Source organism: Serratia sp. JSRIV002, from assembly GCF_019968725.1.
Classification (GTDB): domain Bacteria; phylum Pseudomonadota; class Gammaproteobacteria; order Enterobacterales; family Enterobacteriaceae; genus Chania; species Chania fonticola_B.
This window is the reverse complement of record NZ_CP074143.1, coordinates 2276680-2301087: the sequence shown is the minus strand read 5'-3', so window position 1 is coordinate 2301087 and position 24408 is coordinate 2276680. Positions and strand designations below refer to the sequence as shown.

The window sequence follows — 24408 nt, the reverse complement described above, 5'->3', positions numbered from 1 at the left end:
CCATTATATCAGCCCTATTCCGTCACTACCCGTCAGCCCTCTGATTTTACAGGCTCATCGTTTTTGCCGTCAGCTTTTGTGCTCAATGGATAAAAACGCCATGAGTTTTTTAACAGCAAATCGCCATGAATTAGCATGGCTTCTTTGTTCAATAAATCTCAGGAATATGTTTCAAAGGATAGTCTGGTGACTGATATTTTCCGATTTTGCGTTTAGGCAGTTTAATCTTCATTTTTGGCAACCGCTTGTAGGGAATATGCTGCAAAAAATGGTGGATAACATTTAGTCGAACCCGTTTTTTGTCTTCTGAATTAGCAACAAACCAGGGAGCCCAAAGGCTGTCTGTGGCAGCAAACATGTCGTCCCTGGCTCGGGAATAGTCGTCCCAGAGTTCGAAAGAACGGATATCTATCTCTGAAAGCTTCCATGTCTTGCGGCCATCATCAATACGTGCACGCAGTCGACGCTCTTGTTCCTTTGGGCTTACATCCAGCCAGTATTTGATGAGAATTATGCCAGACTCCACCATTAATCGTTCCACCATCGGAACCGTCTCCAAAAATTGATGCGTCTGCTCTGGCGTACAAAAACCCATAACTCGCTCGACGCCAGCTCGGTTATACCAACTACGATCGAAGATAACGACCTCTCCTGCTGCTGGCATGTAAGGCATGTAGCGTTGCAGGTACATTTGGGTTTTTTCACGTTCGGTTGGGGCAGGAAGGGCAACAACACGGAACACTCGTGGACTGACTCTTTCGGTCAGTGCTTTTATCGTACCGCCCTTGCCAGCCCCATCGCGTCCCTCAAACACGATGCAAACTTTCAGCCCCTTGGCAATCACCCAGCTTTGTAAATGGACAAGTTCTTCGTGTAACAACCTGAGCTCTTGCTGATATTTTTTTTCCGGGATTTTTACCGTTCCTTTTCCTTGTGGCACACGTTTGCCTGATATGCGCTTGGGGTTCTTTTCTTTTGCAAGACTGGCATCGGGTACGATTTTGTTTTTCTTTCCGTTAGTCATGAAGTTACCCCACAATATCATCAATATGACGCTAGCCAGACGTTGAACGTCCCCTCACAGCGCTTGGAGGGCTGCGTATGCAGGACGGATAAGGAGTCAGGAGCCGATGAGCAACCACGTGGTCTCATCTCATACCATATCGTAGTTGTTATTTCTTCATGCTGCGAACGGAAGGCCGCTTCATTATGTCTACTGTTGTTGGAAAAGTTGCATTGGTCACGGAGAGAAACAAGCTGTTGATGGAGGAACAAATAGCTAAATAAATTGCATACCGTCCTATCCCTACCTTTGGGCGATCTGGAGCGGATGGTATATTTACTGGATAGCATAAAACGAAAAACCCCAAGCCTTTTGAGCTTGGGGTCATTCATAATATGGCGGAGGAGCAGAGATTCGAACTCTGGAACGGTTTCCCGTCGACGGTTTTCAAGACCGTTGCCTTCAGCCACTCGGCCACCCCTCCGTAATGCAGCGAACTATAAACACAGCCGATCCCGTTGTAAAGCCTGAAACCGTTCAACCGAACGAAAAAACGGCATCTGCAAGCTGACCGATGAAGAAATCAACAATCTGGGGGCAGCAATACCCTAGTAGTCACGTAGGGTAAAGAATGGTAAACAAACTTTAATCAATGGCTTGCACTGCACTATCATCATGATCAATTTTGTGATGACCTGATAAGAGAGATCATATGGACCGCATTGTCGTCTCATCCTCCTCGCGCGACTCTTTGCTAAGCACGCATAAAGTCCTGCGTAACACCTATTTTCTGCTGTCGTTAACGCTGGCCTTTTCCGCACTGACCGCAACCGCCAGCACCATGCTGGGCTTACCGGCTCCTGGGCTGCTGTTAATGCTGGTCGGCTTTTATGGTTTGATGTTCCTGACCCATAAGCTGGCCAATAGCCCTGCCGGTATTCTGGCAGCCTTCGCCTTCACTGGCTTTATGGGCTACGCCCTTGGCCCGATCCTGAGCTCGTTCCTGAACGCTGGCGCGGGTGACCTGATCATGTTGGCGCTGGGCGGTACCGCAGTGGTGTTCTTCTGCTGCTCGGCCTATGTGCTGACCACCCGTAAAGACATGTCGTTCCTGTCTGGCATGATGATGGCGGGCTTCGTAGTGCTGCTGGTGGCGGTTATCGCCAACCTGTTCTTGCAGATCCCTGCCCTGCACCTGGCCATTAGCGCACTGTTTATTCTGTTCTCTGCCGGTGCCATGTTGTGGGAAACCAGCAACATCATTCATGGCGGTGAAACCAACTATATCCGTGCCACCGTCAGCCTGTATGTTTCGCTGTACAACATGTTTATCAGCCTGCTGAGCATTCTGGGCTTCGCCCGCAGCAACTGATACAGCACTTTGTTTTGACCTGAGCCCCGCAATGCGGGGCTTTATTTTTGCCGGAGCAAAAGTTTGCTAGACTGTGGCCCGCAATGAATTACCGATCACCGAGGCTGTATGTTGGAGTTTGAAGGTCAGACGATTGAAACTGACGCCCAGGGCTACCTGAAGAATAGTGCTGACTGGCACGAAGGGCTGGCCCCACTGTTAGCGGCACAGGAAGAGATTGAACTGAGCGAAGCACATTGGGAGGTCGTACGCTTTGTGCGTAGCTTCTATCAGGAATTTAATACCTCTCCGGCCATTCGCATGCTGGTCAAGGCGATGGCGCAAAAATACGGCGAAGAGAAAGGCAGCAGCCGCTACCTGTATCGCCTGTTCCCGAAAGGCCCGGCCAAACAGGCGACCAAGATCGCCGGGTTGCCAAAACCGGTGAAGTGTATCTAGCTACGGGTTAATAGCGAATACTGAAGCCCTTATATTCGGCAACCCCACGCGGTTCCACCAGCACTCGGTCAACGCGGGCGCTACGTGGGCCGCCGCTTTTCAGCCACGCCATCAGTTGGTCAACGGCCTGTTGTTCGCCACAGGCCAGCACTTCCACGCTACCATCATCCAGATTACGCGCATAGCCAGTTAACCCCAAAGCCGTAGCCTGGTGTTGAGTGTTATAGCGAAATCCTACCCCCTGCACCACACCATAGACATACGCGGCAATACAAACTTGTGTCATAATCGGCTCCTGATCGATTTCATTACAGGCATTCTCTGCGCTGATGCCCAGAGTGTGTCACTCTTTTTTCTCTATCTGGCAGCATACTTAATTATGACCGCACGCTTGATCCTTGCCAGATGAAGCAATTAAAGATTAAATTTCAATACAAATCAATGAAATATGAAACTTTCAGCTCAATAAACACACTATGTCAGGCAACAAAACACAACTTTCCACAACATATAAATCAATGTATTACGTTAGATAGTGACCTGCATTTTAACTTACCTGCACGCCTCATTAGCCGCTAACAGTTCCCGTTCATACCCGATCCGCTGGTGACGTTCCGCGCGTAAAGCACGCATTTGAACATCGATAGACGCACCGATCTTCAACTGGTCAACAGCAAACGCAGGAACAGAAACCGGGGACGTTTGGCACGGTACTGGCACCGGCACTTTAACTTCAACATACGCGGGTGCTGTTACCTGTTTATTGGTGCAACTAGCAAGCACCAGGGTGGACAATATAAGCATCTTCTTCATTGGCCCCTCTCCTTTCTCAGCTCGGCATTAAAGGCCGCAGAAGCAGCAGCGCACACGTCGCCTTCACTGCGTTCGGTCAGCACCTGATTAGCCTTTCCGTAATCGTCCTGTGCAGCAGCCCGTGCTTTGCGCTGAGCTTCTGCTGCCGCTGCTTGGCGTAGTGCCTCCAACATTTGCAGTGCATCGATCCCGGCGTTCTGGCTGTTAATCGCAGCCGCCTGCTGCCGGTTGTTGCTCTGGCACGTCGCCAGCAAGCCATTAAGGTTATCGATCGTGGGCTGATAGTGACGACTTGCCAGCCATACGCCAGCGCCAACAATGGACGCCAGCGCCAGCAGGATCACCACGGCAGCGGAAACCATAGCCGCCGGTGTCAGTTTGACAGGCATAGTTCACGCTCCTTTTCCCTACGGATTTCCAGGCCCCGTAGGATCTTGCCATTGGCATACACCCAGCGCGGGAACTGGTTGCAGGCGTCAGCTATACGCCCCTCTCGGAAGCGCATGAACATGGTTGATTTCTGCATCGCCGGACAGCCAGCGTTAAACGTAATGCTCACCGCCGCATCGAACGCGCCGATCGGCAACTTGTCGCCGTTGGCATAACGGATCACGCACTTCTCTGCATCCAGAATATTGCGCTCCCAGTCAGCGGCCACCTGGTCGACGGTCTTTCGTACTCCAGGGTTAACCCCGTGCGTATTGCCGATCCCGTCAGTCCATACCTTAGCCGGGCAGAGATACGGCTCAAGGCGGCAAGCCTCCGCATTGCCGATAATCTCCAGCCCCTTCTGACTGGTGCGCACATTACCATTGGCCACAACCAGGCCAATGATGACCATGACGGAGCAGACAACCCCGGCTAAGCCCGTCTTTTTCGAATTCATACCTTGCGCTCCCCTCCTGGTAATGAAACATAGATTTCGGCATCGTCCTCAGTAACAGTAGGGCGATCGATACGTCGTTTTAGATATGCAGCGTAAAGCTCCGTGCGACGCTGCTCGTTAAGTCGCCTGGCGCGTGCATCGATACGGCCAAGAGCAAAAGAGAGAACAGAGATAATTACGCCTACCGCGCCAAACACGATGAATATCAAGTCTTGTGTTGTAATTCCTGCCGCACTGGCGATGGCCGCAAGCCAGGCGAAAAGCTGAGTTACAACGTTATTGGGTTGCTCATTCATCTTCATACCCCACCCCACAGGGACTATTTACTTACACCATCAATGATTTTTATAGCGTCAGAGAATTCATCTAACTTCATCACTTCATCTTCAACGTATGAGAATATATCCTTAACATCTGGTGAGTAATTAAAATTAAACGACCGTTTATCTCCGGTTTTCTCCCCGTTAATTATCAATGAATAACGGGCAACACCTTTATTATCAGACGAAATAGCAATGTCACTGAGTACATATATCAACTCTATCGCTATAGGCTCGCCAACAAATGAAAGGTTATATTCATTTGATTTAACTATCGTACCAACCTGACTAGTTTTTTTAAACGCCATATAATTATACCTCTGGAATTTTGCTAAACACTTTGAAACCTGTTGACGTGTAAATGCGTGCAATATTGCCAGTTATAGCAGCATTAGTGTCATACACAATTTCAGACTCACCCCAAATATTTGTCCCTTCAATTGGGGTTCCTGGGTATGGGGTCACACCATCAATGTTAGATTTCCCAATATCTTTAGTCCCGAGAAGTCTGTTCTTTCCGTTCTCAGGTTCATGCAATATATTTGTTAAATCACTATCAGTGATCCAGTTGGTCCCCTTGTAGATTGCTGGCGTCTGGACTGGGTTAACGCGAATACCGTAGTCAGACCGAGAAATGAATCCATCATAACCCGCTACGCGTACTGATACCCTTGTTCTGCGGATAGGCGTGCTCTCGCCAGGGTTAGCAATATATTGCAAATGTCCCATGTCACCGCTGCCCATCTGAACGATGTTTATGCCAGTGAAGTCTACTGTAACCCCATCGGCCCAGCCGATACTAACCCCATCATGGTAGCGGTCTGCATTGATAACAAAGCGTGACGAATACATGTTACGCAAGCCAAGAACAGGAACGTATCCGAGCCAAGTAGCGTGTTTACAACGACGCGTGGTTATGTTTGCATCTACCCCCGTTGCACCTACGACGTGCAGCCCAACATAATCCCCTGTATATAACCCTGTGGTTCTTGCGAAGCCTCTCACGAATACATCATTCGCACCGTTGATTAAAATCACATCAGCGCGATTCCTTCCGATATCTGTCAGCTCTACATCAACGTTATCGAAATGCACGTTTTTAACGCAGAACTCCCCGAAGTTTCCTGTTTCTTGCTTGCCTGCAATCGTAAGACCTTGACTGCCAGCACACAGCGCACGGTAAGATTTCACTGCTATGTTGTAACACTTCTGGAAAAAATAGTTTGGTTCGATATCAAGGCCGCCGGGTTGATAGACACCACCAACTTTTCCACCGTGACGAGTTGAAACCATTGTTGCTATATTTAAGCCCTTAACGGATATAACAGAAACTGCATTCCTACCGTCAAATACTTCATTAATTGATTCAACAAAATCAATGTTTACGTTTTCAGGAATTGCAGATTCAATATTGCCATTTCCTTGTGTGATATAAAGCCCATCACCTCTAGTATTTCTAAACTTGAGTTTTTTAAAGTTTATATTACTCCCACCAAACAAGCCGATGGAGTGTATTTGTTCATTGTCAATTTTCGATGCAGCGTTTCCATCTACTTTAAGTGATAACTCAGGATTACTAATCCCGTTCAAATAGATGCAATAATCTGCACCAGTTTGTAGGTTTTCAGGCTTGTTCTTTTGAGTGCTTCCGTCACCATGGAATTTAATCCACTCATAACAATCGATTTTAATTTCATTGTGACGCGAATCAAGAACCAGACCATGACATGAGGCCGCAGCGTCCACGATGGCTTTTGCTTTTATCGCTTTTGCCGTATCAAACAGCAACTGCAACTTATCCGTTTCATCAGTCCCATCGGCCTTGACGCCAAATTGTGACGCGGTGATCCCGGCCTTGTCCGGCAGGATCTTCCAACCTGTACCATCAGCATCAAAGAATTTTGCTTCATTCCCTGTTAATGGAACACCATTACTACCATCACGCACATAAGTTGCACTACCAACACCAACAGAAGAATGGCCGCGCGTTGCTATTACCCTAGCCTGTCCTGGGTTAGATGCAATCGCATCAGCAAAGAAATTAACTACATACGCAGAGCCACCGACGTGCGTTATACCATTATCAGCCGCAAGGATGATCATCACATCAGCAGCAGAGCCACTTTCGGGCAAGACAACTATTGGCTCCCCGTTGCTATCATAAGCATGTAGTTTATTGCGGCGTTCCGCCACTGGTGGTACGGGCCTTACATAAGACTCAGGGACTCTTAGCGTGCGGTTAAAATACGAAAGGTTCGTATTATCGACGTAGTTTTTTGTTGCCGCGTCCTGAGGGCTTATCGGGTTTCCCAAGTTTTCAATGCGGTACCCATGAGCATTGAACGGGCCGCCCAACAGCGGGCGGGTAAGCGCCAGGCCGAGATAGATAAACGCTTGCTGTATGGCCATCCACAACCGATCAAAATCCTTGTTGACCGTTTCGGCCAGTAGATCACCGTTGTCCTGGTATTCGGTTAGGCGGTAAGTCGGTACCACTCGTTCAAGCAGAATCACCGAGCCGTTCGCCGGTGGCGTGAGGAATGTCACCTCCCCGCCGTCAACGTTGCCGATACCTGAAATGGTGAAGCCGGAAGACTGCTCCATGCCGTTGATCGATACAGTGAGGTCGAACGCATTGAGCAAGTAAAACTCATACGGGAAAACGGTGCTGATGCCGTTCGCTGTGAAAATGTTATATGGGGTCTGGTTCGGGATCGCCATGTCGGGCCTCGGTCAATAATCCACGGTGACCTCGTGATCTCCGTCTGATGGTTGCCAATCTTCCCGCCCCTGCGCGGTCGGTTTCCCGACCAATTTGCCGATTCGTACTGGTGTTTGACTGATTGCCCCGGCCCCGGAGTCGATATAGTCGTCGTCCTGGTCGGTCAGTATTGGGTTAAAATCTTGCATCTGATCATAGGCTGGTCCGTCGAGAACCTCTGTGTGCGCCCATAGGAAGCGCGAGGATAGCGGCGCTTCAAAGGCATCAAGAATGCGCTTCTGTTTATTGACGACGGAAAACTCTTCGGTCACGCCGCAGCCGGTACCTTTAAGCGCCTGGCGCAAAAGTTTAGGGGCGAATCCACCCGGGCCGTTAACCTCTACAATGACGCGCGGGATCTGGAACTTGGTTACCAGCTCCCTGATCTGCACCACCTGGCCGCCGTTAATTCTGTCCCGCTCGTCAAAGTCGGCCAGCTCCCCCGTTAACCCCACGCATTTATGCCAGTACAAATGCCCGCGCGAGTCGGTAAACACTATCGATAATGCGCTGGCATCTGACTTTATCTTGCCCAGTGCAACGTCCCAATAAGCCACGGCACCGACGATCTGGATATTGCCTAGCCACATGGAGCAGCCGCCGTTTGCGTAGCGTATTTCTGGCTGCATATTGTATTCGCGCATACGTTCTGGATTTAGACGCGACTCACTTACAGGCTTACTGTGAAGCTGGTACTGGCTATCCCATTCGTTAAGGGTGCGCGTTTCCTTGCGGCGCTTGGTCATTTCCTCTGGCGTAAATCGTTCTGGCCATTCGCAATCAGCGTAACAATCGACCGTTTCATCCGGAGGGCTGGCGAACTCAATGCCATCAGTCGTTAGCCGGTAATCGGCACCCTCCACCAGCAGGCGTGCGCCGATATGGATGCCAACGAAAATGTACTCAGGTACGAACGGCAGCGCGTAATGAGTTTGGTTGGCGTCCTTTTCTTCGATGCGGTGTTCTTTATTGAACAGCTTGATCGTTAGACAGTCAGCGCCCATCGCTTCCACCTCGTCGTATAGGCTGTCGTGCGTGTGCGGGGTACCGATGTAGAGTTTACGGCCACCAGGTACCAAGATGTGAGTTTGCTCCCCCAGCCGGTACCGGAGTTTTTCGCGGGCCTCAGGGGTTTGAATATTGCGCGGCACTTCTACGTCGTCGTTCTGGCATTCGTCGGCGCGAGCAGATGTGACGTTAGACAAAATACCCTTGGCGTACATGCTGCCGTTACGCATATCGAGTGCGCCGTTTACCCACCATTGCTCTACGGTTCCCTGGCCATCAGGCAACATGCCACGCGTTAATGGGTGATTGCGGAGAACGTTCTGTGTGTCGCGGCTGGTCTTGTACGCGGTACCGTCTGCCTCTGATTGGTGCAGAATGCGGTACTGCCGATCCCGGTAATACCGCCATGCGTTGTACACGGCCAGAATGGTGGATTTACCAAAGCCACGGAAACACCGAAGCACCGCGAGATCCCCGCGATGCTCCAGCCAATGACAGGCACGATAGTGGCAGTCCGGCACATCCCACTTCATCCGCTCGGCCCACATAATGAAGAACGCAACGAACGAGATCATTTCTTCTTATTCTGTAGGCGCTCCAATACAGCCATTGCGGCTTTTTCAGCGCTTGCCACCTGCTGGCCCAGCTTGAACGCTTCATCGTCCGGATCATCACCGTCTTTCGGTACCCCGCCGCGCGTGTGCATGCCAATAAGGGAATGCACCTTCACAAGCAGCGTGAGCGATGCGGCCGCATTCTTCTTGCACCAGTAGCGATCGCCGCGTTCCTGCTTGGTATGCTTCGTGGGTTCCTTGTCTGCGCCTGGCCAATTATCCGGATCGGCCTCATCAAGAACAACATCGGTTAACTTGTCGCTCAGTACGGTAAGGCGGGTTCTGTAATCGTTGTGCATAAAAAAGCCCCATGGTTAACATGAGGCTATGGTGCTGCGGGTATGTGGTCGGTTTCCTGACTATTTGTCAGCCCACAACTTTTGCAGTTTTGTTAACCCTTTACCAGTAATCAGAGCGGTAACAGATTGCTGCACACCATGATCAGGGTGATCCCAGCTACCAAGTTTCACATCCAGGTAACCAGCTTCGATTTTTTCTTGGTACGGTTCGTTATAACGCGTAACCCATGCTATCTGTCGTAAGAACTGAAACAGTCTGGTGCGACCTGTCCCCAAGATTTTAGCAGCCTGTGCAACGCTCATCGCACCTGGTGCAACGGCAACCTTATCGTGGAACTCGACCTTAGGCGCATCCTCGAAAACCTGATGCTCAAGCTGGTTAACCTGTAGAGAAAGTAACTCTTTTTCTTCCTCAGCCTGAATCACCATCATTGCGAGCTGTTTCGCGCTTGGTAATGCCTTTGTGGCTGAAAATTTTCCGGTACGGTAATCAATGAAAGTCTGGTTAACCTTGAGACGGAACGCCGGGGAGATCCAGCCTGCATACTCGATAGCTAAAAGCTCATGAGCGAAAGTGCCTGGATTAGCACCACCATTAACCGAATTGATTGCATTATGTCCAGGGTGTAAATTCGCACCCAGCTCTTCAATCAGCGCTTTAGTGCTTGATCGCCGCAACCACTGACTTGGTTTTTTATCATCCCCTAACCCGCTCGCTCTATGAAGGGCGTTCAGATTAAAACGCCCCTCATCATCCGTGGTGATCTCCACCCCTGCTATTATCGGCATCGATTTTTCTGTTACACTATACATGGTCAATTTCCTTGGTCTCGGAATTTGTCTTAGATGCCTTGGCGGTTGCCGCCGCCGAGGCATCGCTCCACTGATGAAGCCCTACATCCATCCCTTTCAAACCCTCATCCATCAAATCTTCGATCACTTCGATACTACTGATTAAGTGTTCTTTCCAGATTGGATCTTTCGAACTGATGGCCACGGCGAGAAGGCGAAGTAATGCACGGGCTTTGCTTAGGGGTAACGTGGTTTCATCGAACATAGCGATGATTTCATTGCTGTCCATTCCTCCCTCCTTTGAACGATTGCTCAAGTCGATAAACTACCTCTGCATTAGCTGAACGATGGTTTTCATCTGCAGCCTGCTCAATCAAGGCAATCAGTTCCTCTGGAAAGCGGAACTTTCGTTGCGGCATTTGTCTTGCATTTTTCATAACAACCTCATTGGCTCACGGTGTGACAAAATAATGGCTCACCGTGGCCCATTGTGTCAAGTCACACCGTGAGCCATAATAAAAAAAATTATGAGGTACCGTTTATGAGCCGAGAAGATCCACAAATGCGAGTCCGCATGCCTGCGGAACTGAAAGACGAAATAGCCGAGCGGGCCAGGCGCAACGGTCGATCAATGAACGCCGAGATCGTCGCATATCTAAAGTATGCGATTCGCCACCTCCCCATGCCTGAAGATGACCCTTTGGTCATCCCTCTCCAAACTGAGGACGAAATTGACGAAGAAGAAAGCATCCGCTTGGGTAAGGAAGAAAGCGAGGAATTGGCCGCTATTGTAGAGCCACTAATTGAATTGGCTAAAAAATACTCTGAATTAAAAAAGCTTCATGAGCACCTGATTGACAACAAAAAGAAGCCCGAGTGATCGGGCTTTATTACACTCCCCTTTCGGACATCACGTATATAAGGAAAATCAAATGAAAAATTCATTTATAAAAATAATATTATTCACTTGCCCCTTCTATGCCATGGCCAGCGATGATATCCCTTATGATTTCCCAACCGATGGAGAAATGGCTAACTCACTGAAAACAAATATTATTAGTGCGCCACCTACAGTTAATAACAGCATAAGAGTAACTCGCCTTGAGGTTACAGAGGAAGAGATATCTGTCTTAATAAAAGCAGGTGTAATAGATACATCAAAGCCAAAAGATGAATCACTTATACCAGATGAAAAAGCAGTTGCATTAACAAAAGCAAGTATCATTAATAAATATTGCGCACCGTTTGGTTTTGGTGATTTGTACTTTGATGCGTACAGAAAAAGAAAAACAAAGCTTAATTATTACTTTTATGGAGCCGGTGATGTGCCGCTGTTTTCTTTCACCGTCTCCACAAAAGACTGCTCTACTTAATTTCCTCTTCAACTTTACTCAGTATCGGGGCAGCCCAGAACAAGTTCTGCCCCGGTATAAGCTGCCGCGTAGAATGCACAGCCTTATCATCAAAATCACCGCTAAGTATCCCTGTGGCAATATCAGATAGCTTTCCAAGGGAGTCAAAAGAAGGGCCGAGGATTGAACCAAGGGCATTACGACTAGCATAACGTGATTGCGTTCCAGTACCCAGAGCCGGGCCAAGACCAAGGGTTCCGGCGCTAACCTTCTCCAGGGTGTTGTTGAACTCCATCAGTGGCCCCAGCACACCAGATCGGTCTATACCTTCCAAAACCAACTTTTCTGGCGCATAGTCAACCTCACGCCCGGCCAGCGTATTCTTGATCGCATATGTCATAGCGCCAAGCATAAGCTGAAGCCCAAGCCCGTAATAAAATTGAGCCTCTCCTGCCTGGATCCCGCCAACAGTTGCCCGGTTATAAGAGCCAAAAATAAACGACTTGAACTGGAATACCAACTTACCCATCTGAGAGCTTGACCACAGCGGCGTGTCACCGATCCCCGGAGTTACTATCGTGTTGTTCACGTCCTTCACCACGGCAGACTCGAAAGCGGCACGCACCGCCGGATCATCCCATGCACTGCTATTGCCGATGCGTAGGCCGTCAACCGTCTTGCCGTGCTTGTTAAACTGCTGCTGTATACGTGCCGCCATGTTGTCATCTATACCAAGTTTAGCCAAGCGCGGGTTAGATTTCGTGGCACCGAGAATTAGATCTGCTGTATTCATCCCGTTCAGCGACTTATGGAAGGAGTTCCATTGGTTCATCAGCGTAAGATTGCCAAACTTGCCTGTCGCATAATCAAGCCCAGATTCCAACATAGTGCGTTGCGAAAAACCATCAGCTATATCAGCGATCGCCCGGCTGCGGTCTGACAGCACAATATCTAACGCTGTACCCATCTTTCGCATCTCTTCACGGCTGGCCTTCCATGCAGGGGAACGAGACAACCATTTGCCGTAGGCACTGAAAGTCCTGCTGAACCCGTTAACCATCACGGCGCGGGCTAAATCTGGCACCGCTGATACAGTCATACCGCCGAGCTTCGTGAGATAGTTAACATTTCGGAGTATGTTCCCTGCACGCACAAACGTACCAGACGGATCATCAGGCATTTTGTAAGTACCAAGAAGGCGATCGCGCATCGCCATAATATCCGCTTCGTCACGATTCATTCTCTTATGCAGCTTAGCCTGCTCTGCCGGGTTATTGCGTATCATCTCTGTGTACTCGTCGCGAATATCTTTAAGCACTCGCTCCATGGATGAATCACCAAAGTTACGGGTTAACTCGATGTTAGGCGCGGCGTCGCGGATATGGCGTTGCATTACAAAACGCACGTCTGATTCAAGGAATGGTTCAAGCAGATCGTCAGGAACATTGAGAGAGCGTGACTTTGTTGCGCCTGGTAGCTTCACGGAAAAGGCGTTAGCGTAGTCCTGTGGCCGCATTGCCCCGATAATTTTATTGATCACTTCATCAGCCGCTATTTCGAGATCTTCTAACGGAACCTTGTTACCACCACGAGACCACCACCCAGTGATAATGCTTCGAAACTCATCACGCCTTGCCAATATTTCTCCCTGGCGATACATCCGGGGGAAGTAGCTTTGCGCTCCAGTAACTTTTAAGTTATCTGCGAGCATACCAAGAGACTGCATTTCATTGCGGATATTATCGAGGATGGGGCGTAATGCCTTCGCCGTTTCCTGCACTACAGCATTGGAGCTGGTATCATTACGGCGCATTGCCCGGCCAACCTCCTCGGCGAAATCAAGCTTACTGCCCGTGCCACCCTGCGCCCTGAATTTTGCAAACCCATCATTGGCAGTTATAGCAGAGGCGGCCTCCTCTCGTGCCCACATGCGTACCTGTGTTTCTGCGGCGGATGGCGTGGCTATCCCCTCCAGATTCTTGGCAGTAGTGAGGTTGTTCTCTGCTAGTTGCTGAACGGTACGGCGTACGGTTACAGAAGGGGAATCCATTGTGCGGCCAAGCGGCGTCATGTTCATTACCTTGTTGACGACTTTTGGCCCCCGCATGGTTTCCTGGACAAGCGTTGCGGCCGGAACGTTCATCGCCCCCACGCTACCGCCGGTGTTGATGTTCCTGAGCGAATCAGCGATCTCTGTTTGCGCAGCGTTACGAACCTCAGGGCTGAGTAGGTGAGAACCAGCGCCAAGCATGCCGCCCAACACGGCGCCGGCTGCCGTGTGAAACAGACTTTCCTCTGCTGTCCGTGTGTACTGCTGCTGATGCAATGCAAGTTCGCTTATCGCAGTGCCACCGGCTGCAATGGCAGCGTTTGAAGCAACGCGAGCAACAAGTCCTCCCTGGGCACCAGGCACGAACAAGCTGGCAATAGTAACCGGATCCACAACTCCAGCGGCAATGCTGGCCAGAACGCCAGGCACTCCAGACTCTGCAAGAAATTGTCGATCCTGATTCTCGCCATCAATCCGCTGCTTTATTGATGCTGTTTGCTGTGGGGAGCGAGAGTCAGAGAACGCGGTAGCCCATGGCTCATATCCCTTAGTCTCCGACGGATCGGAAAAAGGGTTATACCCCTCCTGTTCTTCGAAATCTGGCGCAGGGTTAAACAGCCCGGACATGAGATTGTATTGGCGGAACGCCGCGCCCAATACTGATGGCCCTTCTTCAGCCGGTGCTGGGTTTACGCCTGGCGCTGTTGGAGTATCCCATCCTGGCGCTTGAGGTGCGGTGAAGTTGTTGGCGTATGAATCGGGCGTTGGATAAACAGGCATTATTCGTTACCCCATCTGAAGTAGTTTTTAAGTTGAGTTTTTTGTTTTTCAATACGCTTCTCATGGCCTTCCTGATACTGATCGTCAAACCCCCGGTGCGCATCATAGAACCCTCTGCGTTCTTGGGCCTTCTGCATTGTCTGTTCAACGCTCGCCTTTTGATCTGTAAGCAACTCTTGGTATGGCTTCCAACTTTGGAGATCTGGCCTGTAGCGTAGTGGGCGCCCATCAGCATCAAAATAAGGTTGTAGCGTTGGCACGCCGTCCTTATCTTTATCGCTGATCATGATGGCGTAATCGCCGTTCCTAGGTGTGCTGACGTCAGGAACAAGAATCACATCTCCCTTAACTTTCCGCTCCGGTGTGGCAACATTAGCGGTTGCTACACGCCCAAGGCTTCCACCCGCTGCCGTGACGGCAGGGACTTCAGAGGTTCCATATATCAGCGCTTTTCTTTCCTCTTCCCACTGCTTCGACTGCCATCCGCTAGGGCCACCTTGATACAACGCCTCTGGCGCATATTTCATAAGCTGAGCACTGCCGTTGACTTCACTAATCGACCATGCGCGGGCTATTTGCTGCTCGGTCATTTTCTTGGCAACATCTGCATTCCCACCAGCAGTACGAAAATTGATGTCATACAAAGATTGGTAATCATTGCGAAAGCGAGTCGCTTCGGGAGTAGTATCTTTTGCCGAAGGATCCCTTCGAAGAAACTCAGAACGTTTACTCACAAAATCACTAGCAGCGTTAAGCCTATCCTTTTTATACGATGAAGTGCCCTGCTCTGATGCAAGTTGCGATTTCAGCGCATCAGACTGGTTGTATGCCAGATTGTACGATTGCTCCATGGCCATATCAGGATTAACGCCAGCATCACGTAGCAATTTTGCGTTAAGGTAAAAGGACTGTTTTTCCTTCGGCATGTTAGATAAGGCGGCGGGATTTGAATCATAAATCCGACTAACCAACTCAGCAGCAGGAATTGCAACTTTTGGATCTTTTGATACAGAGGCGGCATTAAGTATCGATGATAATTCCGGTGGAATAATACCCGTTTTGGTGACAAATGACGCCGCTGCATTAATTTGTTCATTGTCGTTGATATTGAAGTCTTTAAATTCACTCCTCCAATAATTTCCTGCCGCATCTTTATTATTTTTATTATCTGGGTCTAATGCCACTCCGTTATTCAATGCATTGGAAACCATCACACGGCCTTGGGCTGCCTCCCATTCCTTTTCCGCCTTTGCTACTGCCGTTGTTCTCCGCTGCAATGAGCGCCATTGGTTTAGATCGCCGCCGGATTCTTCTAGCTTTTTCCGCTGGTCGAGGATTAACGCTTGCGCAGCTGCTGGGCCATCAGAGATTGCCTTGCGTATCTCTATCTGATCGCTCAGTAGCTTTTGTGCTTCCCCCGCAAGGCTGGTGCCTCTTGTGCTTGATAGTAATGTGGTAACGGCCTCTTCGGATGGCTCGAAATTGTTATCTACAAGCAACGAGAATTCATTAAGGCTCTTAGCTGCCTGCGATTCTCGTTTAGCCTCTGCCGCGCGTGCTCGGTTCTCAATGGTGATTTGATAGTTCATCGACTGGTTGAGCAGCGCGTTTCGCTTTTCCGGGTCGAGCTTATCGAGATAAAACCCGTTTTCAGCAGTGAGATCGTTATTCAGTGCTGTAAGCGCCCCACCGTTATTACGTGCCTGCATTAACCGCTGTTGCGCTTGGTTATACCAATTCTTATCAATGGCAGTTTGTTTTACCTTTCCCCACTGCGCACCGTATGCAATACGACCTTGTTCGTTAAGCGCATCCATTGAAGCGTTAATCTTCTCAATGTCAGCGTCGGGGTAGTTCGTCAACTTTCCCAACTGGTCGAGTTGGCCGTCAACCTGGTCGCGCGCTTCAATTTTAAGGGCAGTATGCGCATAGTTTCTGGCGGTAGACATGCCGTCAGATTCATAACGCGTAACCCCTCGTTGGGCCACTTCACTACCCGCGATATCTAATCCGGCGAACTGTGGTTTATCCAGTTTTCCTACTGCTGTTTGGTAGAACGTTTCTACCTGGTCGGCACGTAAGGAGCCATCCTCAACGCCGGTGCGAATAGCCTCGTTGATATCTTTAATTTTTATCTGGTAGTCAAGAAGCTCATCACCAGCCCGACCGCGCACCACTGCGTTTACCTGCTGTCGAACATCATCAGATAATTTGGCCACTGCCTGCGCTGGCGCACCGACACCATCAACGTTAACGCGTGTTGGCTGTGGCTGAGGTGTTACATTGCCGAAGTTACCCGTTGGAATACGCATTACCTGATCCCCATATTGCTAAACATGTTATTGGATGATGCACCGCCAGTGTTTGCCGCTGGTGTTGAGTTGGGCTTTTTCCATCCGGAATACATAGTGCTACCAGCTTGCAACAAAGAACTACCAGCATTGATATAGCCCGCCGTCGCTGCATTTTTCCCACTAAGGCGATCAGCTTGAGCCTGCGCGTTATACCTAGCACCGGTATTTATTCCGTTCATAGTGGTGGTGTAAGCGTCCTGCTCCGCATCGCCGGTAATATCGGATGTGATCCGCAGCGCTGTACCCTCTCCAGTTTCCACGCCAGAAGCGGCCAGCGCCGCGTTAGCCTGTGATGCCTGCTGCGCGCCAGCTTTCCGGATCCGTGCCGCTTCTACCCTGCCCGCTGCGCGTGCTGCGTCTGCATCGGCATTAGCCTGCGCTGCCTGGTAGTTCGCCATTTTCTTCTGCTGCTGTCCCTGGGCTACTGCGCCACCGGCAGCCAGTACCGAGGACGCAACCAATGCAATCTCTACGCCAGTACACATATCAAACCTCTACCGAATACAGGGAGCCAACGCGGCTCAGGCCAAGACGCTCATACATTTCGCCGGTACGTGCTTCATGTACGCCGGTGGTAATGCCCATATTGACCAGCGCCGCACCGTTATCTTTGGCCCAGGCCAAGAACGCTTTCACCATGCGCGGGCCAGCAGAGCCGCCGCGATGCTCCGGCGCGATGAATAAGCCGTACTCGAAGGCCATCAGGCTGTGGGAAAACCACTGTTCGCCAATGCCGCCACCGAGCCAGCCGATAACCTGGCCGCCCTGTTCTGCAACGAGCACGATCCCCACATCAGCATCAATCAGCTGTTTGGCCAACGCCGCGCATTTATCGGCGTCGAACGCCCCAGACGCATAACGGGATTCAAGGTACATGCGGGTACCCAGTTCAATCAGTGCCGGAATGTCACCGGCGGTAGCGTGTCGAATCATAGTTACCCCGCGTTAGCTGTGAATGTGATCATGATGGCCAGCAGATGGAACGGCAGCGGTTGCGGCTGCTGGATGATTAGGGAGTCCTCTCCACGTTCCCAGCCCAATTTTCCGAAGAAGTGATCGCCGGTGAAAAGGGGCGCGGGTTGGTTGAGGATTTTCGGGCCGAACGTACGGAACGGGATTACCTGCCCGTTGCAGGTAGCGCCAGTGGTATCGAGGAAACGCATTGTCACTTCGCTGGTGCGCTTCTTGGCGTTCTGCGTGGTACCTTCGGACGTGGCTACTTCTGGCGTCAGCGTTTGAATGGTTGTTTCAAAGTGCAGGCCGAACTCTACTTTTTTCGCTTTGCGCGGCAGAGTGATCTGCCCACTGGAAACAACGCGTTGCGGCATCACGGAACCGTCGGCAACGATATCAATCAACTTGCCTTCCAGGTGGTCTAACCCGTCCCAAATTTCCGCACCATCGTCTGCTTCGCCAGTGGTGGCCGAGTCTGTGCGGACGTCCGGATCGAGCACCTCGACATAACGCACCGTTTGACCGTTCACCTCACGGCGCACCAGCACATAAACCGCGTCGTTATTTTCCGTGGGGATTGAGGCGACAGATTCAAAATAGCCCTCTGTGGTCTGCCGCGACCAGGCGATCACGTCTTGCGCACGGTCGATGGCCAGCGAAATTAAAACGCCATCGTTACGCACCAGCCATATGAAAGCGTCCGGCTGCTGCTGGTATGCCATATCGAGTACGCCGGTACCGGTGATGTGTTCGGCCAAAACGGTCATGTCATTAGCGGAGTAAGAGACAAAGCTATCCGGGTCATACGCCACGGCATACAGCTTTTTGCCCGCACGCTGGATAAACATGATCTCGGTACCGACGCGCACCGGGCGGATATTGTTGCAGCCGTACGGGCTTGGGTTTTTAACCGAGATATTGGTCGGGGTGATTGCCGCGTCATTGCCTGCGGTGATCGTGAACTCCCCGCCGAACGTCAGCGCGATTAGGGTGTTCATCTGCGCCAGGTGAACGATCGGGTTGAGCTGGTCGGAGGATAGCGTGAAGCTGATCGCGTCGTCGTCGTCGGTACCCAGCTCAAAGGAAAGGTAAACACCGGTTTCGCTGAACCAGATAGCCTGAGGGTATTTTGTGGAACCGGCCAGCACCAGGCGCTGCTGATAAAGCGTCACCGCGCCCGGGTAGCCGAATTCATCCGACCACACTGTATCCTCACGCGTCCACGCGCCCGGTGATGCGGCTTGTGTTGCGCTAAGGTCGGTGCGAATGGTGCCCACGGCAACCTGCTCGCTCGTTATGCTGTTGAGCAGCACCAGGCCGCTGTTGATACGCACGTACGAACCCACATCCTCAGCAACCCAACCTGCACCAGTGAACGGCGGTAAATCCTCGCTATCCTCTGGCGGCTCTGCATCGCTCAGGGTTAACGTGATTTCCGAGCCTACGAACTCTTTTACCGACGGCTTGCACCACTTATCTGGCGTGTCGCGGATCTCGTCGAACGGCTCCACGATAAACGGCGCAGGCTCCAGCACCCAATCAAGTTGGCCGCGACGTTGCAGTCGGTACGGCTTCACATCCTGATTAACCAGGAACATGGTATCAGCGCCTTGCACATAGTTAATTGCGGGCAGTTGATCCACGCTGTACGGGCTGGCGATTTCGTACGGCGTTCCGTCGCCGTTAACGAGCTGCTGGCCATCCTGGTAAATCCGCATGTACCGATCGCCAAACTCCAGCATGTAGGACTGCGAGCGGTTGAACACGTACGGGATTAAACGGGCCTTACGGTCACCGAATTTAGCAGCAGCCGCAAAGCGGGTACCAGGGCGCCGCATCACGCCCCCCTGCACCACGCACACAGCGTTTTCGATAACCTTGGCACCATTGGCGTACCGGGTTATATCAACACGCCCCATCAGGCGCGGAGAGATTTCCCCGGCAGTGAAGTTGGTTTTGATCAAATTGGCGCGCATGGTTAAAGCCTCGATTCGAGGGTTGGATAGCCGCCCAGTTCTTCCGGTGGCTCCTCTTGGCCATCGATCGCTTTAGCCTGGCGCAGCAGATAGGCGGCCTCCTGCGTCAGCGTGTCACGTAACGATGCGGAGCTGGTTACCGCATAAGCCAGCTTTGCGGCCATCATGGCTTCGGCCAAATGAACCAGTGCCGGATCCCATGTTGATTCGTCCTCGTTTCGCCAGATGTAACGCAGGCGGATCGCATTCAGGTTGGCCAGCAGTCTGTTGCCTTCAATCCGATACGGGATATCGTCGAACTCCTCCCCAACCGAAAGGATGCGGATCAGGTCGCCAGGTAACGGAAACTGGAACCCAAAACCAAAGGCGGGCGGCGTGCTGCTGGGTGAGAGAATGACGCGCTTAACAGCACAGTTCCACGGATGAGCACGCAGCAGGTTATTGCGTACAGTGGGGTAGATGTTCGAGCAAAGGCGCGCATGCTCGGTAGCCTCATCGAAACTGTTAATCGGATGAGCACCGAGAGCGAGAAGCGCGTTTGAGCAGATAGTTACACTGGAAGCCATGAGCGGTACCTTTCAAAAAAAAAGCCGGGTGTTACCCCGGCAAGGGCGCTGGCATTAAGCGACGAACCCGATGGATACAACCTTCTCCTCTGCGGCACGGCCTGCACCATAGGAGGCATCAACGGAGATCTGGATCGTGTTGTTCTTGTCGCGACGTGGGCCAATGTCGGTGTTGTACTCCGCACCGGTACCAAAATGCACGGCTGACTTAGCCCAGGCGACGGCGGTCTTGGTGGTTACACCTGCATCCTCCACCGCGTCGAGCTTCTCATACGCCAACCAGCGGAAGCCCAGCCAGTTACCGGATAACGCTCCTTCCTGCAGCATCTTCACGGCCATGAAATCCGCGCTGGTCAGCGTGGTATCGCTCAGGATGGAGGTGAGCATGTCAGCGTTGTACGTGATGTACAGTTCTTCCCCGTTCTGCTCGTCACACTCGTTACGGCGGAACATGGCTTTAGCTGCGATTAACTTGGCTTTGGTTACACCGGTACCGCCTGCCACAATCTTCTGTGCTGCTGGCAGAGCTACCGGCGTGTATGCGCCATTGTTTTCGGTTTTACGCAAAACCGTATCCAGCAGTGCGCGGTAAATCACATCGTCTTTTTTGCGGTTGGCGGCGGCCAAGGTCAGTTGCAAGTACGGCCCCTGGGGATCGGCGATCAGCTTACGCAAGTCACGTTTTTCTACAGGCACGAATACACCGTAATCCGCCATCAGCGCGTTACGGGTACCAGCCTCAGGCACATCCCAAACCGTATCACCAAAGCGCGTGGTGATTGCGTTCATCTCAATAGTGCCCATGTCGTTGATGGTGAAGGATGCGCCGGTAATCATGCCGCGATCGTGTACGGCACCTTGCAGGCGTGAGTCCTTCTGCTGAGAGAGGATTTCGAAAGAATCATGGAACTGCTGCACAAATGCAGCGGTGATCATGTTCTTATTGGAATTGAATGACATTGTTATTACTCCAAACATTATCGCCTGCGAGGTGTCGGTTTCCCGGCTCGGTTCAACGCTGGCCGATTGGCGCTTACGGACAGCGGGAATTCAGGTATCCGGCTACCACGCCGGGCTGTTGGAGCAATTCTGTTGGAGGTGTGCGGTCGGTTTCCCGACCAAATGAAAAAGCCAGCGGCTAGGCTGGCTCTGTGGTGAATGGCACAATGGAGTTATGCGACGGTCTGGCTGCCGTATGATTTCTGATAGAACGCCCGTACTTGTGCGGATACACGTTCGTGATCTGCATGTTTCGGGTTGGTGTACGCCTCAGACTTCATCAGGTCACGGATGCTCTGCTGTTCTTCGAGATTGACCTCACCACCGGCGGGGGTGTCCTCGCTCATCTCTGCGCCAATCTTGGCCAGCATGCGGATCACCATCGGGTTGTTCCCGATTTCGTCCATCTTGCCCTTATCAGCAGGGTCGGCCAGGTTGTTGAATGCACGGTACGCCAGGCCGATATTCTGTTTAAACTCGGCGTCGGTTTTCCATGTTTCACGCAAAGCGGTGGTGGCGGCTTCCGCGTCTAGTTCTGCGGCACCACCCACTAGGCCCGGGGCGCGCTGCATGTACTCACCCAGAACGAAACCAAGCTGATCGTTGGTGATGCCTTTGGCATGAGCCGATTTGAGGAACCCCTGCATTTCCGGATCGGCTTTGAACTCGTCCCAGTTGAAGCCCTCGGCCTCAACCTTCGGCGCGTATTCCTCTACAGTTTTTGGTGGCACATCACCACCGCCCAAGCGTTTCTCAAGGTGCGTATGCGCCTCTGCAAGCTTACGAGCAGAACCCTCCATGTTGAACTTGCCATCTTCGCCAGTAACGCGGTATTTCTCCGGTATCCAATCATTCGCACCCGGTTGTTCTGCCGCGCCGGTACCGAGAAGAGAAGCAGGGTTATTACCCTGAGAACCAGCATCATCACCATTACCGCCCCCTTCGCCGCCATCGGTTCCTGCGGCATTCATGAATAAGTGTTTAAGCTTCCACATCGTCGTTTACTCCATTGGCTCTGTTGACTTGCATCAAAATGAAATCGAGCACAGAACGTTGTCCGGCCCTGTAACACGTTTCCCGATCGCCCTCGGGCCCACCAGGCACAAAAACAGGGCGCCCGAATCGTTTGGTTAATTCCTCCAGAATCTGCGGGCCGCCTGCCATCTCTTCAAACACGCGCTTGTAATCTTCTGGTGTGATTTCTTTGTGGATCATTGGTTACCTGCCAGTTGTTGCCCGATAGCCGCCCCGGCTTCCTGCCCTGCTGCGCTGGCGGCCTGCTGGCCTGCCTGCATCATGAGAGCCTGCTGTGCCTGTTGCTGCCGTTCTTTTGCGCGTCCGTCACGCATACTTGTAACGTCTGCAGATGAACGTAAAACCTTGGCTGGCACACCAAGTCCTTCGGACATAACCCGGACTGCCTCATCAGGATCCATGTTGTCTTTTGCCTCAGGGAAAAGGGCTTCCATTTGTCCGACCGATGCCACTAGTTGCTGAATGGCGGTTACGTCCTCCAGCTTCTGGGCGCGCGCCAGTGGGGATATATATTTCACGTTGAAGTTGGCAGCGTTCATGCTTTCAGGCGGCTCAGGGAACACACCGGCGCGGAACGCCAGGCCAAAGCAACGCACAACCAACGGTTGCAGATATTCAGCCTGGAAACGTCCGTACACTGGCCCCAGCAGTTGCCGGATGAGTGCCACACGCACATGCACTTCGGTAGCAGTCATGGCCGGGCCGTCTTGCGGTTGTAGCTGGTCGGCCATCATGATTTTGCGGATAGCGGCTTGCAGGCGTTGTTCTGCGGTAAACGCGACGTTGAAGTCGGCACCGGTCAGCAACGGCTTCATGCTGTCCACGCTGTTGGCCACGATGATTTTGCGTGGGCCCACCTTGACGGTGCGCGGGTTGAGTACGCCGTCATCCTCGGCGATCCACATGCCGGAAATAGCCAGGTCTTGCGCGGCCTTCTCCATGCGCTTGGTTTCGTTCAGCTCCTTGCAGTCGGGCAGCGCGTCGTACGTTGGCCCTATGCCGTAGCTTGTGCCGGGGATTTTCATCCATCGCGGTACGCATACGGGGAATTCGTGGTACCCGGATTCACGCACCACCTTCTTGCCGGTCACCTCGATGTTGTACGACGCAAAGCGCATATTCTTGGCCAGACGCGCATTCACGACATAGTTATCGCGGGGGAAGATGGCATGCAGGAAATCAAACTTGTCGTCTGGTTTATCCTTGGCAGCCTTGCGGATCTTCTCGCTCACCTCCCTGTCGCCGAACTTCTTAACCGCCTGTGCGGCTGTGAGCTGATAGCAACGGAACACGGTATCGATAATGCCGTCGCTGCGTGTTGATGCCACGAACACCTGCGCCAGTGGCCACTGTTGGAACGAGTAGCCGCCCTCCTCCTGGTTCTCTTCGATGTACAACGCAAACCAGCCAGCACAGACCACATCGAGATTGGCCTCGTAGCCTTCCGCGTCGAAGTTTGAAGAGTGGATGTTTTCCCAGATGAGGCTGGCGCAGGTTGATAGCCAGGCTTTGGCGTCGTCGGGCAGTGATTCGCTATCGAGGCTCAACCATTGGGCGTTGGCCGGTGTCATACCAGACATAAGCGCAGAGGCCAGCATGCGTGCGCTGTCAGTCGCGGTACCGTCCAACAGTTTCGCAACCTTGGATTTTGCGCTCTGGGCATCCAGCACCTGGGTGGAAAATCCCGAGCCGCGCAACGGGTAGGTAAAGTCGTAGCATTCCCGCCAAACGCTCTCATGCGACTGACGGGCCGCCTTAAGTGTGTCCACGCGCTTGATTAAACGGTTGGCGATTTCATCCATTGGTTAAGCACCTAAGGTAGGTTTGCCGGTCGCGCCGGTGGATAGCAACGAGCTGCCGGTATCAGTAGCGCCTTCGGCACCGGTGGCCAGCAGTGATGATCCTTTCTTGCGCTTCTTGCGTGATGCTGCGTCAGCGTTAGATGCTTTGGCTGCTGCGTTTGCTGCTGCGTCTGCCTCGGCTTGTGGGTCTGTTTGCACAGGGCTTGGAACTCCGCCTCCACACATGGCTGTTCT

General features: G+C 51.9%; 28 protein-coding genes and 1 tRNA gene. 4 read left to right on the top strand and 25 right to left on the bottom strand.

Annotated features, from left to right (window positions below):
• Positions 1-148 precede the first annotated feature (148 nt).
• Both ppk2 and KGP26_RS10715 read right to left on the bottom strand, forming a co-directional pair.
• Positions 149-1024: a polyphosphate kinase 2 gene (ppk2, locus tag KGP26_RS10720; RefSeq protein WP_081050702.1), complete on the bottom strand. Its 876-nt coding sequence runs from the start codon at positions 1022-1024 to the stop codon at positions 149-151.
• A 375-nt stretch (positions 1025-1399) separates the two neighbouring features.
• Positions 1400-1487: transfer RNA gene (locus KGP26_RS10715), tRNA-Ser, on the bottom strand.
• Between the two features lie 228 nt (positions 1488-1715).
• On the opposite strand from KGP26_RS10715, the gene yccA reads away from it, so the two are divergent.
• Entirely contained in the window at positions 1716-2375 is a 660-nt protein-coding gene (gene yccA / locus KGP26_RS10710) for an FtsH protease modulator YccA (protein ID WP_021181987.1), read from the top strand.
• Positions 2376-2483: 108 nt separating this feature from the next.
• Entirely contained in the window at positions 2484-2813 is a 330-nt protein-coding gene (gene tusE, locus KGP26_RS10705) for a sulfurtransferase TusE (protein ID WP_024485653.1), read from the top strand.
• A 7-nt stretch (positions 2814-2820) separates the two neighbouring features.
• Here the strand turns inward: tusE and yccX are convergent, their stop codons facing one another.
• The 12 genes from yccX to KGP26_RS10645 form a co-directional block, all read right to left on the bottom strand.
• Positions 2821-3099: an acylphosphatase gene (yccX, locus tag KGP26_RS10700; protein ID WP_021181988.1), complete on the bottom strand. Its 279-nt coding sequence runs from the start codon at positions 3097-3099 to the stop codon at positions 2821-2823.
• A gap of 266 nt (positions 3100-3365) precedes the next feature.
• The gene (locus KGP26_RS10695; RefSeq protein ID WP_223665423.1) at positions 3366-3626 is read right to left on the bottom strand and encodes a hypothetical protein; all 261 of its coding nucleotides are present in this window, start codon (positions 3624-3626) and stop codon (positions 3366-3368) included.
• Positions 3623-4015, bottom strand: a complete 393-nt coding sequence (locus KGP26_RS10690) for a hypothetical protein (RefSeq protein WP_223665422.1) — start codon at positions 4013-4015, stop codon at positions 3623-3625. The genes KGP26_RS10695 and KGP26_RS10690 overlap by 4 nt, the downstream gene beginning before the upstream one ends.
• Positions 4000-4512 carry a lysozyme gene (locus KGP26_RS10685; protein ID WP_223665421.1) on the bottom strand — a complete coding sequence of 171 codons (513 nt, stop codon included), beginning with the start codon at positions 4510-4512 and terminating at the stop codon, positions 4000-4002. Before KGP26_RS10685 ends, KGP26_RS10690 begins: the two co-directional genes overlap by 16 nt.
• Entirely contained in the window at positions 4509-4814 is a 306-nt protein-coding gene (locus KGP26_RS10680) for a hypothetical protein (RefSeq protein WP_223665420.1), read from the bottom strand. Before KGP26_RS10680 ends, KGP26_RS10685 begins: the two co-directional genes overlap by 4 nt.
• Before the next feature lie 17 nt (positions 4815-4831).
• Complete coding sequence (locus tag KGP26_RS10675; protein ID WP_223665419.1) at positions 4832-5140, bottom strand: hypothetical protein; 309 nt, start codon at positions 5138-5140, stop codon at positions 4832-4834.
• 4 nt (positions 5141-5144) lie between these two features.
• Positions 5145-7553, bottom strand: coding sequence for a phage tail fiber protein (locus KGP26_RS10670; RefSeq protein ID WP_223665418.1), 2409 nt, complete (start codon positions 7551-7553; stop codon positions 5145-5147).
• Between the two features lie 12 nt (positions 7554-7565).
• Complete coding sequence (gene terL, locus KGP26_RS10665) at positions 7566-9176, bottom strand: phage terminase large subunit (protein ID WP_223665417.1); 1611 nt, start codon at positions 9174-9176, stop codon at positions 7566-7568.
• Complete coding sequence (locus tag KGP26_RS10660) at positions 9173-9514, bottom strand: hypothetical protein (protein WP_223665416.1); 342 nt, start codon at positions 9512-9514, stop codon at positions 9173-9175. The genes terL and KGP26_RS10660 overlap by 4 nt, the downstream gene beginning before the upstream one ends.
• 60 nt (positions 9515-9574) lie before the next feature.
• On the bottom strand, positions 9575-10327 hold the full coding sequence (locus KGP26_RS10655; protein ID WP_223665415.1) for a phage antirepressor KilAC domain-containing protein: 753 nt from the start codon (positions 10325-10327) through the stop codon (positions 9575-9577).
• Positions 10320-10595, bottom strand: a complete 276-nt coding sequence (locus tag KGP26_RS10650) for a hypothetical protein (RefSeq protein ID WP_223665414.1) — start codon at positions 10593-10595, stop codon at positions 10320-10322. Before KGP26_RS10650 ends, KGP26_RS10655 begins: the two co-directional genes overlap by 8 nt.
• A complete protein-coding gene (locus tag KGP26_RS10645; protein ID WP_223665413.1) occupies positions 10582-10743 on the bottom strand; it encodes an Arc family DNA-binding protein in 162 nt (53 codons plus the stop codon). The genes KGP26_RS10650 and KGP26_RS10645 overlap by 14 nt, the downstream gene beginning before the upstream one ends.
• Positions 10744-10847: 104 nt before the next feature.
• Here KGP26_RS10645 and KGP26_RS10640 point away from each other — a divergent pair, with 104 nt between their 5' ends.
• Both KGP26_RS10640 and KGP26_RS10635 read left to right on the top strand, forming a co-directional pair.
• Complete coding sequence (locus KGP26_RS10640) at positions 10848-11186, top strand: Arc family DNA-binding protein (protein WP_223665412.1); 339 nt, start codon at positions 10848-10850, stop codon at positions 11184-11186.
• 52 nt (positions 11187-11238) lie between these two features.
• The gene (locus tag KGP26_RS10635; RefSeq protein WP_223665411.1) at positions 11239-11679 is read left to right on the top strand and encodes a hypothetical protein; all 441 of its coding nucleotides are present in this window, start codon (positions 11239-11241) and stop codon (positions 11677-11679) included.
• On the opposite strand, the gene KGP26_RS10630 is transcribed toward KGP26_RS10635, so the two are convergent.
• The 11 genes from KGP26_RS10630 to KGP26_RS10580 form a co-directional block, all read right to left on the bottom strand.
• Positions 11672-14488 carry a hypothetical protein gene (locus KGP26_RS10630; protein ID WP_223665410.1) on the bottom strand — a complete coding sequence of 939 codons (2817 nt, stop codon included), beginning with the start codon at positions 14486-14488 and terminating at the stop codon, positions 11672-11674. The two genes, KGP26_RS10635 and KGP26_RS10630, sit on opposite strands and share 8 nt — an antisense overlap.
• Positions 14488-16800, bottom strand: a complete 2313-nt coding sequence (locus KGP26_RS10625) for a hypothetical protein (RefSeq protein WP_223665409.1) — start codon at positions 16798-16800, stop codon at positions 14488-14490. Before KGP26_RS10625 ends, KGP26_RS10630 begins: the two co-directional genes overlap by 1 nt.
• Complete coding sequence (locus KGP26_RS10620; protein ID WP_223665408.1) at positions 16800-17327, bottom strand: hypothetical protein; 528 nt, start codon at positions 17325-17327, stop codon at positions 16800-16802. Before KGP26_RS10620 ends, KGP26_RS10625 begins: the two co-directional genes overlap by 1 nt.
• Before the next feature lies 1 nt (position 17328).
• Entirely contained in the window at positions 17329-17775 is a 447-nt protein-coding gene (locus KGP26_RS10615; RefSeq protein ID WP_223665407.1) for a GNAT family N-acetyltransferase, read from the bottom strand.
• Between the two features lie 2 nt (positions 17776-17777).
• Positions 17778-19772 (bottom strand): hypothetical protein, encoded by a 1995-nt coding sequence (locus KGP26_RS10610; RefSeq protein ID WP_223665406.1) that lies wholly within the window; start codon positions 19770-19772, stop codon positions 17778-17780.
• 2 nt (positions 19773-19774) lie between these two features.
• Positions 19775-20338, bottom strand: coding sequence for a hypothetical protein (locus KGP26_RS10605; protein ID WP_223665405.1), 564 nt, complete (start codon positions 20336-20338; stop codon positions 19775-19777).
• Positions 20339-20392: 54 nt separating this feature from the next.
• Positions 20393-21298 carry a phage capsid protein gene (locus KGP26_RS10600; RefSeq protein ID WP_223665404.1) on the bottom strand — a complete coding sequence of 302 codons (906 nt, stop codon included), beginning with the start codon at positions 21296-21298 and terminating at the stop codon, positions 20393-20395.
• A 212-nt stretch (positions 21299-21510) separates the two neighbouring features.
• Positions 21511-22332 carry a hypothetical protein gene (locus KGP26_RS10595; RefSeq protein WP_223665403.1) on the bottom strand — a complete coding sequence of 274 codons (822 nt, stop codon included), beginning with the start codon at positions 22330-22332 and terminating at the stop codon, positions 21511-21513.
• Positions 22319-22552, bottom strand: a complete 234-nt coding sequence (locus KGP26_RS10590; RefSeq protein ID WP_179252955.1) for a hypothetical protein — start codon at positions 22550-22552, stop codon at positions 22319-22321. Before KGP26_RS10590 ends, KGP26_RS10595 begins: the two co-directional genes overlap by 14 nt.
• A complete protein-coding gene (locus tag KGP26_RS10585) occupies positions 22549-24174 on the bottom strand; it encodes a portal protein (protein ID WP_223665402.1) in 1626 nt (541 codons plus the stop codon). The genes KGP26_RS10590 and KGP26_RS10585 overlap by 4 nt, the downstream gene beginning before the upstream one ends.
• A 3-nt stretch (positions 24175-24177) precedes the next feature.
• Positions 24178-24399 carry a hypothetical protein gene (locus KGP26_RS10580; RefSeq protein WP_024529648.1) on the bottom strand — a complete coding sequence of 74 codons (222 nt, stop codon included), beginning with the start codon at positions 24397-24399 and terminating at the stop codon, positions 24178-24180.
• Between the last annotated feature and the right edge of the window lie 9 nt (positions 24400-24408).